Annotated in this window: 15 protein-coding genes; 3 read left to right on the top strand and 12 right to left on the bottom strand. The window is 53.3% G+C overall.

Annotated elements, in window-relative coordinates; translation table 11 throughout:
• Positions 1–387 precede the first annotated feature (387 nt).
• From hemG to pepQ, 4 genes are read right to left on the bottom strand one after another with little or no spacing between them, the layout of a single operon-like run.
• Complete coding sequence (gene hemG, locus BM427_RS23605) at positions 388–930, bottom strand: menaquinone-dependent protoporphyrinogen IX dehydrogenase (protein WP_090126743.1); 543 nt, start codon at positions 928–930, stop codon at positions 388–390.
• Between the two features lie 11 nt (positions 931–941).
• Positions 942–2,393 (bottom strand): Trk system potassium transporter TrkH, encoded by a 1,452-nt coding sequence (gene trkH / locus BM427_RS23600; RefSeq protein WP_090126737.1) that lies wholly within the window; start codon positions 2,391–2,393, stop codon positions 942–944.
• A gap of 40 nt (positions 2,394–2,433) precedes the next feature.
• On the bottom strand, positions 2,434–3,048 hold the full coding sequence (locus BM427_RS23595; RefSeq protein ID WP_090126734.1) for an IMPACT family protein: 615 nt from the start codon (positions 3,046–3,048) through the stop codon (positions 2,434–2,436).
• Positions 3,048–4,379, bottom strand: coding sequence for a Xaa-Pro dipeptidase (pepQ, locus tag BM427_RS23590; RefSeq protein WP_090126731.1), 1,332 nt, complete (start codon positions 4,377–4,379; stop codon positions 3,048–3,050). The genes BM427_RS23595 and pepQ overlap by 1 nt, the downstream gene beginning before the upstream one ends.
• A 188-nt stretch (positions 4,380–4,567) precedes the next feature.
• Between pepQ and fadB the strand changes: the two genes are divergently transcribed.
• Together fadB and fadA are read left to right on the top strand one after the other, a co-directional pair.
• Positions 4,568–6,757 carry a fatty acid oxidation complex subunit alpha FadB gene (gene fadB, locus BM427_RS23585; protein ID WP_090126728.1) on the top strand — a complete coding sequence of 730 codons (2,190 nt, stop codon included), beginning with the start codon at positions 4,568–4,570 and terminating at the stop codon, positions 6,755–6,757.
• 9 nt (positions 6,758–6,766) lie between these two features.
• Entirely contained in the window at positions 6,767–7,930 is a 1,164-nt protein-coding gene (fadA, locus tag BM427_RS23580; RefSeq protein ID WP_090126725.1) for an acetyl-CoA C-acyltransferase FadA, read from the top strand.
• A gap of 185 nt (positions 7,931–8,115) precedes the next feature.
• Here fadA and fre read toward each other — a convergent pair whose 3' ends face one another.
• Both fre and ubiD read right to left on the bottom strand, forming a co-directional pair.
• A complete protein-coding gene (gene fre, locus BM427_RS23575; RefSeq protein ID WP_090126722.1) occupies positions 8,116–8,817 on the bottom strand; it encodes an NAD(P)H-flavin reductase in 702 nt (233 codons plus the stop codon).
• The gene (ubiD, locus tag BM427_RS23570; RefSeq protein ID WP_090126719.1) at positions 8,814–10,313 is read right to left on the bottom strand and encodes a 4-hydroxy-3-polyprenylbenzoate decarboxylase; all 1,500 of its coding nucleotides are present in this window, start codon (positions 10,311–10,313) and stop codon (positions 8,814–8,816) included. The genes fre and ubiD overlap by 4 nt, the downstream gene beginning before the upstream one ends.
• Positions 10,314–10,491: 178 nt before the next feature.
• Between ubiD and rfaH the strand changes: the two genes are divergently transcribed.
• Positions 10,492–10,980 carry a transcription/translation regulatory transformer protein RfaH gene (rfaH, locus tag BM427_RS23565; protein ID WP_035889526.1) on the top strand — a complete coding sequence of 163 codons (489 nt, stop codon included), beginning with the start codon at positions 10,492–10,494 and terminating at the stop codon, positions 10,978–10,980.
• A 7-nt stretch (positions 10,981–10,987) separates the two neighbouring features.
• Here rfaH and tatD read toward each other — a convergent pair whose 3' ends face one another.
• From tatD to ubiJ, 6 genes are all read right to left on the bottom strand, one after another.
• The gene (tatD, locus tag BM427_RS23560) at positions 10,988–11,770 is read right to left on the bottom strand and encodes a 3'-5' ssDNA/RNA exonuclease TatD (RefSeq protein ID WP_090126716.1); all 783 of its coding nucleotides are present in this window, start codon (positions 11,768–11,770) and stop codon (positions 10,988–10,990) included.
• Positions 11,771–11,809: 39 nt separating this feature from the next.
• Entirely contained in the window at positions 11,810–12,574 is a 765-nt protein-coding gene (gene tatC, locus BM427_RS23555; protein ID WP_090126713.1) for a Sec-independent protein translocase subunit TatC, read from the bottom strand.
• Positions 12,575–12,576: 2 nt separating this feature from the next.
• Positions 12,577–13,101: a Sec-independent protein translocase protein TatB gene (gene tatB, locus BM427_RS23550; RefSeq protein ID WP_090126710.1), complete on the bottom strand. Its 525-nt coding sequence runs from the start codon at positions 13,099–13,101 to the stop codon at positions 12,577–12,579.
• Between the two features lie 3 nt (positions 13,102–13,104).
• Entirely contained in the window at positions 13,105–13,368 is a 264-nt protein-coding gene (gene tatA / locus BM427_RS23545) for a Sec-independent protein translocase subunit TatA (RefSeq protein ID WP_090126707.1), read from the bottom strand.
• A 115-nt stretch (positions 13,369–13,483) separates the two neighbouring features.
• Complete coding sequence (gene ubiB / locus BM427_RS23540) at positions 13,484–15,124, bottom strand: ubiquinone biosynthesis regulatory protein kinase UbiB (RefSeq protein WP_090126704.1); 1,641 nt, start codon at positions 15,122–15,124, stop codon at positions 13,484–13,486.
• A complete protein-coding gene (gene ubiJ / locus BM427_RS23535; RefSeq protein WP_090126701.1) occupies positions 15,121–15,726 on the bottom strand; it encodes a ubiquinone biosynthesis protein UbiJ in 606 nt (201 codons plus the stop codon). Before ubiJ ends, ubiB begins: the two co-directional genes overlap by 4 nt.
• Between the last annotated feature and the right edge of the window lie 6 nt (positions 15,727–15,732).

Here is a 15,732-nt window from a genome sequence, read left to right as displayed (position 1 = left end):
AATCTGAGCCATGATCAAACTCTTCAATTTAAAGTTTGATGCTCATCGAATTAAACTTCGTAATGAATTACGTGTTCACCCGTGAGACTTGGTATTCATTTTTTGTCCGAAGACATCAAGAATCCATGTCACCTGAGTGCCCACACAGATTGTCTGATAAATTGTTAAAGAGCAGTGCCGCTGTATTTTCGCTGCGGCGCGGGGTGTGCATATTACGCTTTCCCGCTGTGAAGTCAACTGATTATTTTCAGATTTCTTCACCTGACAGGCCGGTGTGTTTGCCGTTGTGCCGTGTCAGTGGAGGCGCATTATAGGGAGTTAATTCCGGCTGACAAGCATAAAATTAAAAAAAGTTATCGTTCGCTCATTTTTCAGGCGTAGCGCCCATTAAACGCCCGATTTGCTGTTTAACTGCGCTATTTCACGGGCAAAATTCGCCACCTGCTGCCAGTCGGTATAGACAACTTCTTTACGCCTATCCGTTTCGCCTCCCGTCATCTTCATAATCAGTTGGATCATGAGTCGGTCGTACCATCGGTAATGCGGGTAACGCAGCGCACCAGCAAATACGGCGCAGTGATCCGGCTGCCAGGGCGACGACAGCAAAAACTTGCGCGTATAGCTGTTCGTTTGTGGCGAGCTTTTCTCCGGTTTGCGCGCGACCAGGTTGACGGAGAAGAAGGCCCCCGGCAGCTTGTTTAATTGTGAGAGGTGCTTTTTCACAAAATTGGCCAACGCCGGATGAAAGTGCCCATAACGGATGGACGCACCAATGACCACTCGCTCATATTTACTCCAGTCAATCTCTTGCGTGCGATTCAGGTTAACCACATCTGCACAGACGCCAAGATCGTTAAGCTCTGAAGCCAGATAAGACGCAATCTCCCGCGTTTGCCCATCCCGGGTCGAGAAAAGAATTAATGTTTTCACGTCACACTCCATTATTCGCGCCAGAAGGTCGGGGTAAACAGTACCAACAGCGTAAAGACCTCCAGACGACCAAACAGCATATTTGCGATGAGCACCCACTTGGCGACCGGATTCATACTGGCAAAATTATCCGCTACCACGCCCAGCCCAGGCCCAAGGTTATTGAGTGTCGCAACCACAGAGGCAAATGCAGAAAAATCATCAACCCCCGTGGCGATGATTGCCAGCATACTGACGATAAATACCAGCGCATAAGCGGAGAAGAAGCCCCACACTGCTTCAAGGATACGTTCCGGCAATGCACGATTCCCCAACTTAATGCTGTATACAGCATTCGGATGCACCAGTCTTTTCAGTTCACGGTTGCCTTGCTTAAACAGGAGCAGAATGCGGATCACCTTCAGACCGCCGCCCGTTGAACCGGCGCAACCGCCAATAAAAGCGGAACAGAGCAACAATACCGGCAAAAAAAGCGGCCAACGGGAGATACTGTCGGTCGTAAATCCGGCCGTGGTCGCCATCGAGACCACCTGGAAAAAAGCCTGGTTAATGGTCGTTAACGCCGAGCTGTAGATATTATGAAACCACAGCACCACGGTGCAGATGACCACCAGCGTCAGTTGTACCCCAATAAACATTCTGAATTCCGGATCGCGCCAGTAAACTTTCAGGCTACGCCCGCTCAGCAACGAGAAGTGCAGACCGTAGTTACACCCGGAAATCAGCAGGAAGATAGCAATGATGGTGTTGATAGTGGGGCTGTTGAAATAGCCAATGCTGGCATCATGCGTGGAAAAACCACCAATCGCGATGGTGGAAAAGCTATGCCCAATGGCGTCAAAAGCGGGCATTCCAGCAAACCATAGCGCCAGCGCGCAGGCTACCGTAAGCAACACATAAATAAGCCATAAGGTTTTCGCCGTCTCGGCAATACGCGGTCGCATTTTGTTATCTTTCAGCGGCCCCGGCATTTCGGCGCGATAGAGTTGCATCCCACCCACACCCAGAATTGGCAGGATGGCCACCGCCAGCACGATGATTCCCATCCCGCCGAACCATTGCAACATCTGGCGATAGAAAAGAATCGCGTGCGGCAATGAGTCCAGCCCAACCAGCGTGGTCGCCCCGGTTGTTGTCAGGCCTGAAAAGGATTCAAAAAAAGCATCTGTCACCGTCAGATTCGGGCTTTCGGCAAAGACGAAAGGCAGTGCACCCACACTCCCCAACACCGTCCAGAATAGCACAACGATCAAAAACCCTTCGCGGGACTTCAACTCCCCTTTCTCGCGGCGATTCGGCCACCAAAGAATGGAACCAATCACCAGTGCGACAAAGAAGGTCTGCGTGAATGCACGGCCCGCGCCATCACGGTATATAAGGGCTACCAGTCCGGGTAAGATCATCGTTCCGGAAAAGAGGATGACCAGCAGTCCAACGATTCGAGTTATGGCGCGAAAATGCATCTCTGCCGCTTCCTTAGGTGTTCAGAAAATCAGATGGGGATTATTCTTCAGTTTTTAACAATTGCAATGTGCCACGGCTGAAATCAGCGAGCCTTGTCGAAAATGCGTCCAGCCTGCTGTGAGGAAGCGCCACCCGCAGATACACGGTAGCCTGATACTCGCTCGCAACAATTTTCCCCTCAAATTGCTCAAGCAACGTTTCGACTCCGCTCAATTGTGCGTAATCACACCGCAAAGTATATTCGGTTAAAGGCATTTTGCGGGTTGTCGCAAGTTGATTAAGTGCCTGCTGAACACCGCCGCCGTAGGCTTTCACCAGCCCGCCAGTTCCCAATAAGATGCCGCCATAATAACGCACCACCACTGCCGTAATTTCGCCGACACCACAGCCCATCAACTGAGCCAACATCGGCTTCCCTGCGGTACCCGCCGGTTCGCCATCGTCAGAAAAGCCCAATTGCTGCGAATCATCCGGCGGCCCGGCAACCCACGCCACACAATGGTGGCGGGCGTCCGGGTGTTCCACCCGAACAGTTTCGACAAACGTCTTCGCCGCCTCAACGCCGTCGGTATGTGCCAACAGCGTGATAAAACGGCTCTTTTTGATCTCCTCATTAAAGGTGACCGGCGCAGCCGGTATCAGCCAGCTCTCCATTACGCCAGCTTCTGATCCCGCGTCATATTTTCAATACTGTTTTCATGGATAACCACGTTATCTTCGATACGGATACCGCCAAACGGTTTTAAGGCGTCAATTTTATGCCAGTTGAAATGTTTGCTAAGCGGCCCCTCGCGCCACGATGAGAGCAGTGATTCAATAAAGTAGATACCCGGCTCAATGGTCAACACCATACGCGGTTCGATCACACGCGTGCAGCGCAGGTAGGGATATTTTGACGGCGCAGCCAGATGCGTACCACTGTCATCCTGCATGAAGCCCGCGACATCATGCACCTGCAACCCCAGCGGATGCCCAATACCGTGCGGCATAAACGGCCCGGTGATGTCCTGCTCAACCATCGCTTCTTCGCTGATATCGGTGATGATTTGATGGCGACGCAGCAGCTTCGCGATACGCTGATGAAACTGAATATGGTACTCAACGTAATTGACGCCCGCTTTCATGGTGGCGATCAGCGCCAATTGCTCTTCATTTACGTCTTTCACCAACTGCGCATAATCGGTGTCGCTGTTCGCAGCCCAGGTACGCGTCAGATCGGCAGCATAACCATTGTATTCCGTGCCAGCATCCAGCAGAAAGCTACGCATCTCCGCCGGCGCACGGTGATCAAGTTTGGTGTAATGCAGCACCGCCGCATGCTCGTTTAGCGCCACAATATTGCTGTAAGGCACATCGGTATCACGATGGCCAGTCGCAGTCAGATAAGCCAGATTGATGTCGAACTCGCTCATTCCGGACTGGAAGGCTTCATGCGCCGCGTGATGGCCCATTACCGCCGTTTTCTGCGCTTCACGCATACAGGCCAGTTCATAATCGGTTTTGTAGGCTCGGTAGTAATGCAGGTAATCAATCACCCCTTTCGGGTTGATGTTGTTGGCGGCGATGTCGAGGCCCAACGCGCGTTCGGCAATCGGGCCAATGTAGGCGATATTGCCACGCGCCACAGGCAACTGGCTGCCAATGCCGTCCGCTTTCGGCAGCGCAATCACCTCAACCTCTTCGGTCCAGAATGAAGTCGGCAGCGGTTCAACGTTGTGCCAGTAATCCACTGGCAAGTAGAACCACAGCTTCGGCTTGTTCACGCCATCCACCAGCAGCCAGCAGTTCGGCACCTGCGTCACCGGCACCCAGGCTTTAAACTGTGGGTTCACTTTAAACGGATAGGGATGGTCATCAAGAAAGACGTTAAATAACTCGCCAGAGTGAATAAGTAACGCGTCAAGCTTAAAGCGCGCCAGCACATCACGGGTGCGTTCCTGTAACGTAACAATATGATTTTTATAAAGCGCTGCCAGTGAGTCCATCGTTTTTCCTTCTGTTTATTGCGACCTCAAGTCTCCGCATCTTAGCACACCTGCCCGTCACTGGGTGATTTCCACCGAGCGTGATCCGTCCGGCAATTTTTAATCATTTATTTGCAATTTATTAACATAAAAACCACACTTCGCTTCATCTGGTATGACCAGATCATCGCTGGATTCAGGAGACTGACATGCTCTACAAAGGCAATAACCTGTACCTCAACTGGCTGGAAGATGGCATCGCGGAACTGGTGTTTGATGCGCCCGGCTCAGTTAACAAGCTTGATACCGCTACCGTCGCCAGCCTTGGCGAAGCGCTGGCCATGCTGGAAAAACAATCAGATTTAAAAGGGCTGCTGCTGCGTTCAGAGAAAGCGGCCTTTATTGTCGGTGCCGATATCACTGAATTCCTTTCCTTGTTCCTCGTGCCGGAAGAGCAGTTGAGCCAGTGGCTGTACTTTGCCAACAGCGTGTTTAATCGCCTGGAAGATTTGCCCGTCCCAACGATCTCTGCGGTGAATGGCTATGCGCTCGGCGGCGGCTGTGAATGCGTGCTGGCGACAGACTATCGTCTGGCGACGCCAGACCTGCGTATTGGCCTGCCGGAAACCAAACTTGGCATCATGCCTGGCTTTGGCGGCTCAGTACGTATGCCACGCCTGCTGGGGGCAGACAGCGCGCTGGAGATCATCGCAGCCGGGAAAGATGTGGATGCCGAACAAGCGCTGAAAATCGGTCTGGTGGATGGCATTGTGAAGCCGGAAAAACTGCGGGAAGGGGCCATCGCCATTCTGCGACAAGCAATTAATGGCGATCTGGACTGGAAAGCAAAACGCCAGCCGAAGCTGGAGCCACTGAAGCTCAACAAAATTGAAGCTGCTATGAGTTTTACCATTGCCAAAGGCATGGTGATGCAAACCGCCGGGAAACACTATCCAGCACCGATCACGGCGGTCAAAACCATTGAAGCTGCGGCAAGATTTGGCCGCGACGAAGCGCTGAAGCTAGAAAACCAGAGCTTCGTTCCGCTCGCACACACCAACGAGGCCCGTGCGCTAGTTGGGATTTTTTTGAACGACCAATATGTAAAAGCTCAGGCGAAGAAACTGACCCAAAATATCGAAACGCCCAAACAGGCTGCGGTACTTGGCGCAGGCATCATGGGCGGCGGCATTGCTTATCAGTCAGCATGGAAAGGCGTGCCGGTATTAATGAAGGATATCAACGAGAAATCCCTTGCACTCGGCATTAATGAAGCAGGTAAGCTGCTGAATAAACAACTCGAGCGCGGCAAAATCGACGGTCTGAAGCTGGCCAGCGTGATTGCAACCATTCATCCCACACTAGAATATGCCGGTTTTGAACGCGCCGACGTGGTGGTCGAAGCTGTGGTGGAAAACCCGAAAGTGAAAAAAGCGGTGTTGGCGGAAACAGAGGACAAAGTCCGTCCGGATACCGTACTGGCCTCAAACACTTCCACTATTCCCATCAGCGAACTCGCCAGTGTGCTGAAACGTCCGGAAAACTTCTGTGGTATGCACTTTTTCAACCCGGTACATCGTATGCCGCTGGTTGAAGTGATTCGTGGTGAAAAAACGTCCAATGAAACCCTCGCTAAAGTGGTAGCCTGGGCGAGCAAAATGGGTAAAACGCCGATCGTGGTTAATGACTGCCCGGGATTCTTCGTCAACCGCGTACTGTTCCCTTACTTCGCAGGATTCAGCCAGTTGCTGCGCGACGGCGCAGATTTCCGCAAAGTCGACAAGGTGATGGAGAAACAGTTCGGCTGGCCTATGGGCCCGGCGTATCTGCTGGACGTTGTAGGCATCGATACCGCACATCACGCTCAGGTGGTGATGGCGACTGGTTTCCCGCAGCGCATGCAGAAAGATTATCGCGATGCCATCGATGCGCTGTTTGAGAAAGAGCGTTTTGGGCAGAAAAACGGTCTCGGTTTCTGGCGCTATAAAGAAGACAGCAAAGGCAAGCCGAAGAAAGAAGAAGACAGCGCTGTTGACAGCATGCTGGCAGAAATCAGTAAGGGCAAACAGGATTTCAGCGATGAAGAGATTATCGCCCGCATGATGATCCCGATGATCAATGAAGTGGTGCGTTGTCTTGAAGAAGGCATTATCGCCAGCCCTGCCGAAGCAGATATGGCGCTGGTGTATGGTCTTGGCTTCCCGCCGTTCCACGGCGGTGCGTTCCGCTGGCTGGATACGATCGGCAGCGCAAAATATCTCGATATGGCACAGCACTATAAGCATCTCGGGCCGCTGTATGAAGTACCGGCCGGGTTGCGCGAAAAAGCGCGCCGCAACGAGCCTTATTACCCTGCAGTAGAACCTGCGCGCCCGGTGGGCGAGTTAAAAACGGCTTAAGGAGTCACAATGGAACAGGTTGTCATTGTCGATGCAATTCGCACACCAATGGGCCGTTCAAAAGGCGGCGCTTTCCGCAACGTGCGCGCGGAGGACCTCTCCGCCCATCTTATGCGTAGCCTGCTGGCACGTAACCCGGCGCTGGAAGCGAGCGCTATTGACGATATTTACTGGGGCTGCGTACAGCAGACGCTGGAGCAGGGTTTCAACATTGCCCGCAACGCCGCGCTGCTGGCGGAAATTCCTCATTCCGTTCCTGCCGTCACCGTCAACCGGCTGTGTGGTTCATCAATGCAGGCACTGCATGATGCAGCACGGATGATTATGACCGGCGATGCACACGTCTGTCTGGTGGGTGGCGTTGAGCATATGGGCCATGTGCCAATGAGTCACGGCGTCGATTTCCATCCCGGCATGAGCCGCAATGTCGCAAAAGCGGCGGGCATGATGGGGTTGACCGCCGAAATGCTGTCGCGCATGCACGGTATTAGCCGTCAAATGCAGGATGCGTTCGGAGCACGTTCCCACGCCCGCGCCTGGCAGGCCACGCAATCCGGCGCGTTCAAAAACGAGATCATTCCCACCGGTGGCCACGATGCCGATGGCGTATTGAAGCAGTTTAACTATGACGAAGTGATCCGTCCGGAAACAACCGTTGAAGCACTGTCCACGCTGCGACCGGCTTTCGATCCGGTTAGTGGCACGGTGACAGCCGGAACATCATCCGCTCTGTCAGATGGCGCCTCCGCGATGCTGGTCATGAGCGCCAGCCGCGCCCGAGAATTGGGCCTGACGCCACGTGCCCGCATCCGTTCAATGGCGGTGGTTGGTTGCGATCCGTCAATTATGGGTTACGGCCCGGTTCCGGCCTCGCAACTGGCGCTGAAAAAGGCCGGACTGACCGCCAGCGATATCGATCTGTTTGAGATGAATGAAGCCTTTGCCGCACAGATCCTGCCGTGCATAAAAGATCTTGGGCTGATGGAGCAGATCGACGAGAAGATCAACCTGAACGGCGGTGCAATCGCTCTCGGCCATCCGCTGGGGTGTTCAGGTACGCGCATTAGCACCACGTTGCTGAACCTGATGGAACGCAAAGATGCTCAGCTTGGTCTGGCGACAATGTGTATTGGTTTAGGTCAGGGGATCGCTACGGTGTTTGAACGCGTATAACACTTTAAACGAATCTGTCTCAGGGCTATGTGTTCCAGAGCAAGGCGGCAACTAAATGAACCCCCGGTCACATAGATATACTATGTGATCGGGGTGAATGAAGGCAGCCAACACAGCGACGGAAGGTATGGCGAAGAGGGAATATCGTTGCCGTTTTTCCCGCCTGTCAGGGGCGGGTTTTTTGATCAAATGAAAGCAAACGCATCGCCAAACAGGCGATCTTCACGTGCGCCGCGCTCATTGCAGAACAGGTCACGGGCAATCTTCGCCATCTCGAAACGACCTGCGATATAGATATCGTGTTCGGAGAGCGAACCAAAATCCTGCATCACCGCTGCCAGCACCGTGCCGGAGCGACCACGCCAGCCCTCTTCCGGCTGCTCAACCACCGGCACCACACGCAGATTCGGGTGATCAACCGACAGGGCTTCCAACTCGGCCAAATCGTACAGATGCTTTTCCTCGCGCCCGCCCCAGTAAATACTTACTTCACGGTTCGGGTTTTGCGCGAGGGTGGTCAGCAGAATCGAGCGCGCATAAGAGAAGCCAGTACCGCCCGCGATCAGCACCATCGGGCGCTGCCCGTCATCGCGTAGCCAGGCATCGCCATGTGGAATATCGATAACAATTTCGCGGTCTTTCAGAATGCGATCCATCACCGCCATGGCATAGAGATTCAGCTCTGACGCACCAATATGCAGTTCAATATAATCATGCTGATCCGGCGTAGATGCCATTGAGAAAGGACGCTTATCCCGCTCATCCATTACCACCATCAGATACTGACCAGCGCGAAACGAAAAAGCCGCCTCCGGCACTAAACGGACACGATATACGGTATCAGTGATGGCATCTACCGAGGTCACTTTACAGCTTAAGGTTGTCATGCGCTCTCTCTGTCGGGTCTATTTTCGTCATTCAATATGGCCAGTTCATCCCAGATGGCGTCAATTCTCGCCGTCACCTGAGGATCTTTTTTGATTGGGCGTCCCCATTCACGCTGGGTTTCCCCTGGCCATTTATTGGTGGCATCCAGCCCCATTTTTGAGCCAAGACCGGAAACCGGCGAGGCAAAATCCAGGTAATCAATCGGCGTGTTTTCCACCAGGACCGTATCCCGCGCGGGATCCATACGGGTGGTGATCGCCCAAATCACATCATTCCAGTCGCGCGCGTTCACATCGTCATCGCACACGATCACAAACTTGGTGTACATAAACTGGCGCAGGAAAGACCAGACGCCCATCATGACGCGTTTTGCATGGCCCGCGTACTGTTTCTTCATTGTCACGACGGCCAGACGATAGGAGCAGCCTTCCGGCGGCAGATAGAAATCGACAATTTCCGGAAACTGCTTTTGCAGGATCGGCACGAACACTTCATTTAACGCCACCCCCAGCACCGCCGGCTCATCTGGCGGACGACCGGTATAGGTGGAGTGATAAATCGCGTCTTCACGCCGGGTAATGTGCGTTACCGTAAAGACCGGGAAATTATCCACTTCATTATAGTAACCTGTATGGTCGCCATACGGCCCTTCAGGGGCCATTTCACCCGGCTCAATGTAGCCTTCCAGTACAATTTCAGCGCTGGCAGGCACTTCAAGATCGCTGGAAACGCACTTCACCACTTCAGTTTTTGTACCGCGCAGTAGCCCGGCAAAAGCGTATTCAGAGAGCGTGTCCGGCACCGGCGTTACCGCGCCAAGAATAGTTGCTGGATCGGCGCCCAGCGCAACCGACACAGGGAAACGTTCGCCGGGGTGCGCAGCCTGCCACTCCTGGAAGTCCAACGCACCACCACGGTGGGAGAGCCAGCGCATAATCAGCTTATTTTTACCTATCCGCTGCTGACGATAGATCCCCAGGTTCTGCCGCTCTTTGTGCGGGCCACGAGTCACCGTCAGCCCCCAGGTAATCAGCGGTGCGGCATCGTCCGGCCAACACTGCATGATCGGGATGGTGGTCAAATCGACCTCGTCGCCCTGCAACACTTTTTGCTGACAGGGCGCGCCGCGCAGTCGTTTCGTCGGCATATTCAGCACTTGCTTAAACTGCGGCAGCTTATCGAAGAGATCGCGGAAACCTTTTGGCGGCTCAGGCTCTTTCAAGAACGCCAGCAGCTTACCCACTTCACGTAGCGCGCTGACATCCTCCCGCCCCATACCTAATGCGACGCGACGCGGCGTACCGAACAGATTACACAGCACAGGCATTGCATAACCTTTCGGATTCTCAAACAGCAACGCCGGGCCGCCAGCACGTAGTGTGCGATCGGCTATTTCGGTCATTTCCAGATAAGGGTCAACCGGCAGCGTGATGCGCTTCAGTTCCCCTTGCTGCTCAAGCAATGTCAAAAAGTCGCGTAGGTCGTTGTATTTCATGCGGTGTATTATCGCCTCCAGATAAGCGCTTTATTATACGGTGTTCAATCTGAGGTTGCTGTATTTTTGTTAAATCGACGTGAAATTAAGCAGCTCCTGGCGCGGACGTTATAATCAATTTAGCCATCATGCTGCGGTTTTGATATTCTTTCGCCCGAACTTACGGAAAAGAGTCATTATGCAATCCTGGTATCTACTTTACTGCAAACGAGGCCAGCTCCAGCGCGCCCAGGAACATCTCGAACGCCAGGCGGTCAGTTGCCTGACGCCGATGATCGCCCTGGAAAAAATCGTACGTGGCAAACGCACAATCGTGAATGAACCGCTTTTTCCCAACTATTTGTTTGTAGAGTTTGATCCCGAGGTGATTCACACCACCACCATTAACGCCACGCGCGGCGTCAGCCACTTCGTGCGTTTTGGTATGCACCCGGCCCGCGTTCCCCCCTCGGTTATCCACCAGCTTTCGGTCTATCAACCGGAAGGCGTGACCGATCCCGAAACGCCCTTTCCTGGCGATGATGTCGTGATTACTGAAGGCGCACTTGAAGGTTTGCAGGCCATCTTTAAGGAGCCTGACGGCGAAACACGCTCGATGTTGCTGCTGCATATGCTGAATAAGCAGGTGCTGCAAAGCGTCAAAAATACCGATTTCCGTAAGGCATGAAGCGGCGTTAAAACGCGATGCCAAACAGACGCTGCACGTTTTTATCCGTCACCGAATCCAGCCACTGAACCTCTTCGCCACGAAGCGATGCAACCGTGGCGAGAATATGTCCCAGCAACGCCGGTTCATTACGCCGCGATACGGGCTTCGGCACCAGATCGCGCGGCAACAGGTAAGGCGCATCCGTTTCGATAAGCAGCCGCTCGGCTGGGATCAGTGGCACCACTTCGCGTAATTCCTGCCCACGGCGTTCATCACACACCCAGCCGGTAATTCCGAGGTACATACCGCGATCGAGGCAATCTCTGGCCTCCTGTGCCGAACCGGTAAAGCAGTGCAACACGGCGCCTGGTAGCTTATTCAGCCACGGATCTAACAACGCGAGAAAGCGTTCATGCGCATCGCGACAATGCAGGAAAACAGGCATGTTCAGTTCGGCCGCCAGCGCCAACTGGGCGCTAAAGGCGTATTCCTGTTCACGCGGCGTGGAGAAATTGCGATTGAAATCCAGCCCGCACTCCCCCACTGCCACCACTTCCGGCAATGATGCCAGTGTACGGATAGCCTGCGCGGTTTCCGCCGTCCAGTAACTGCTGTCATGAGGATGCACGCCCGCTGTTGACCAGCAGTGACGGTAGCGCTGTGCTTGCTGTTGCGCCTGCCGACTCTCATGAAGATTGGTACCAGTTATCAACATGCCCGAGACGCCTGCCGCCTGCGCACGGAGGACCACCTCATGCTGATCTCTGGAAAACTGCGAACTGGTCAGATTGACGCCAATATCAAACATGCTCTTCCCCATACGAAAACCGCCCTGACGGGCGGTTTGTTACTCTTCACTGGTTTCTGTGTCGTTCTCATCATCGCGCATACGTCGCTTGCCGACGTAAAAGCGGGCGCAGAAAACACCAATTTCAAACAGGCAATACATCGGTATTGCCAGCAGCGTTTGCGAGAAGACATCCGGCGGGGTCAGCAGCATGCCAACTACAAATGCACCGACCAGCACATAAGGGCGCTTTTGTCGCAGATCGGCAGGCGTGGTAACGCCCATCCAGCACAGCAGCACAATGGCTACCGGCACTTCAAACGAAACGCCAAAAGCCATAAATAGCGCCATGACGAAGCTGAGATAGCTGGCGATGTCAGTAGAAACCTGCACGCCTTCCGGCGCGGTATGCGTCAGGAAACCAAACGCCAGTGGAAACACTACAAAGTAGGCGAATGCCATGCCGATATAGAACAGCAACGAGCTGGAGATCAGCAGCGGCACGACCAGGCGACGCTCATGCTTATACAACGCCGGGGCAACAAACGCCCATACTTGGTACAGAACAACCGGTGCCGAGAGGATCAGCGACACCATAAAGGTCAGCTTGATCGGGGTGAAAAACGGTGAGGCAACATCCGTGGCGATCATTGTCGCCCCGACCGGCATCTGTTTGATAAGCGGAGCGGAAACGAGCTGATAAATATCATTCGAGAAGTAAACCAGCGCGAGAAAAATCACCATGACGGCGATAATGCAGTTCAGCAGACGCTTACGCAGCTCTATAAGATGCGCAATAAGCGGTTGGGTATCATCTACAGCCATATTCAGGATTTATCACTTGAAGAAGGTGAGGAGTCAGAAACCGGGGCCGTCTCTTTTACCACCGGGTTCACCGTCGGCGATTTTTTCTCTTCATCGTCTCCGGGAGCTTGTTGCGGCGCGCTGACCTGATGCTCAGCGGTAGACGGCGTAACACCTTCGCGCTGCGCTTCGCTCTCTTTCACCACCGGGTTATGGATAGTATTTGCTTCATCGCTCGCTTTTTCCGTATCGTGAACGCTGTATGAGCGCTTCATCGATTCCGCCGCCTGGCGCAGTTCGTCCATTGACGCTTTTAATTCCGGCGTCAGGTTTTCCAGACTCGCTTTCTCAACCTTTTTCAGACTGTCCTGGAACTCCTGAAGCTTCAGTTCCTGCGTTAATTCATTCTGCACCGTTGTCGCCAGCGAGCGTAATGCGCGGACCCAGCCCGCAATAGTACGCACTGCTACAGGCAGACGCTGAGGCCCCAGCACAACGAGGCCGATAATAAAAACGAGTAACAGTTCGCCAAAACCTATATCGAACACGAATTACACCTGCTCTTTGTCGTGACGTTTTTCGTCTTTTTTAGCGTCGTTGGATTTTGCATCATCAGAGAGGGATTTCGCTGTGAAATCTGCATCTTGTGCCAATTTATCCTGCTTTTCCTCTTTATCGTCATCGCTGATAGCTTTCTTAAAGCCTTTGATGGAAGCACCGATATCGGAGCCAATCGAACCGAGTTTTTTCGTTCCGAACAGCAGCACGACGATAACTGCAATAATCAACAACTGCCAAATGCTGATACCACCCATACATAGTCCTCTGTAACAGATGATGTTAAAAACAGGCCCCAGTATACACATTATCCATTACGCTGCCTCTTTGTTGGCAGCGTCTGTGCTTCAGGCCCCCGATGCGCGCTAATGCTTAGCGTGTCTTGTACCAACCTACCAGCCAGACAGCAATACCGCCGGCGATACCCCACAAGGGAGCAAGCCCCCAGTCGGGCCGGTTGATCAGCAGTAGCGTCCCGCTAAGCAACAATGTTGCGCCAATACCAAACAGATAACGGGATTGCCCCTGACGTACATGGTTAGCCTGTAGTTCGCTGGCAATCTTATCAACGCTCAACTGCAAATACTTACCTTGCTGCAAACCGTTGTAGATCAGTTCAGGAAGCTCCGGCATTTTCTCTATCCAGAACGGTCCCTTCTCTTTTAACGCCCGGACCAGCGCAGGAATACCCACCTGATCTTTGATCCACGTTTCAAGAAAAGGTTTCGCCGTTTTCCATAAATCGAGCTGCGGATAGAGCTGACGGCCGACACCTTCAATGTAGAGCAAGGTTTTTTGCAACAGCACCAGTTGCGGCTGCACTTCCATATTAAAGCGACGGGCGGTATTAAAGAGATTCAGCAACACGTGGCCAAAGGAAATTTCCGCCAGGGGCTTCTCAAATATTGGCTCGCACACCGTGCGAATGGCGAATTCAAACTCTTCGACATTGGTGTCCAATGGCACCCAGCCGGAGTCGACATGAAGTTCCGCCACTTTGCGGTAATCACGGTTGAAGAAGGCAATAAAATTCTCCGCCAGGTAGCGTTTATCCTCTTTGTTGAGCGAACCCACGATGCCGCAATCAATCCCGATATACTGGGGATCTTCCGGATGGTCATAGCTGACAAAAATATTGCCAGGATGCATATCGGCATGGAAAAAACTGTCGCGGAAAACCTGGGTGAAAAAGACCTGCACGCCGCGCTCAGCGAGCAATTTCAGGTTGGTGCCATTCTTTTCCAACGCCACAACATCCGAGACCGGAATACCGTAAATGCGCTCCATTACCAGCATATTCTGGCTACAGTAGTCGGAATAGATTTCCGGCACGTACAGCATCGGGCTGTTCTCGAAATTACGCCGTAATTGAATCGCATTGGCAGCTTCACGCAACAAATCCAGTTCATCAATCAGCGTTTTTTCATATTCCCGTACGACTTCACGCGGACGCAAACGACGGCCATCCGGCAGCAGACGCGGAACCCACGCCGCCAGGCGGTAAATAAGCTTAAGATCGGCTTTGATCACCGGCAGAATATCCGGGCGGATCACCTTGATCACCACTTCTTTACCGCTCTCTTTCAACCGTGCGGTATGAACCTGAGCAATCGATGCAGACGCCAGTGGTACAATCTCAAAGTCATCAAACCAAGTTTCAACAGGCAGATCGCCCATCGCTTTTTCGATTTGCTGTTTGGCAAGGTGCCCATCAAATGGCGCGACACGATCCTGTAGCATCGCCAGTTGATCAGCAATCAGCGGCGGGAAAAGATCGCGGCGGGTAGAGAGCATTTGACCGAATTTGATCCACACAGGTCCAAGTTCCTGCAATGCAAGACGCAGTCGTTCACCAAGCGCTTTATCTTTGTGCCGGTTCGGCATCCAGAACAGCATCCTGCGCCAGATCCTCAGTGGCAGGGTGATACGCATTCTGGGAATGAGCTCATCAAGCCCGTAACTCAAGAAAGTCTGGATGATGAAATAGAGCCGCCGCAGTTCACCTGGCGTCATTTGCCCTCCAGTTTATCCAGCCGTTGAGCTAATGCTTCCGTTGCACGTTCCACGGCCATCATCTCCTCTACAAACCAGGCCACTTCAAGAGCGCCCGGCGCGACACGCCACTCTTCGGTTAACGCTTCAGCGACGTAGCGTTGTTGACGCTGAACGCCATGGCGCAGTATGCGAGCCCCACCGCGCAGGAATTTACTGATACCCTCGGCGGCAATATCACCCGTCCAGGGAGCAAGCACCTCAGCGGGATCGAACTCAGCGAGATCGGCAAGCGCTACCAGGTTTTGCACAACCTGTATATCCCCCTGTACTTCCAGCTCGCCGCTGCGGATAAGCGCAGTCATTTGCTGACGATCACGCAGTTTCGGTAACACCCGCAGTTGGGTAATAACCGAACAATCAGCCTCGCCTTCCCATTCGCTCAGGACGTCAATCTGCTGCTCACTGAACACCAACACAAACGGTGAGGAAAATTCCTGCAAAACAACGCGTAAAACTTTGCCGTACAGACGCTGACGCGCAGAAATCAGCGCGCTCTCTCGGTAGAGAAAGGTGTTCAGCACACGTTCGATTCCGGCGGCCACCATCGGCTTAAAAGGCATACGCAC

The sequence above is a fragment of the Kosakonia arachidis genome (assembly GCF_900116535.1).
Taxonomy (GTDB): Bacteria; Pseudomonadota; Gammaproteobacteria; order Enterobacterales; family Enterobacteriaceae; genus Kosakonia; species Kosakonia arachidis.
Note: the sequence above shows the minus strand (reverse complement) of the source record. Positions and strands in the feature narration are given on the sequence as shown.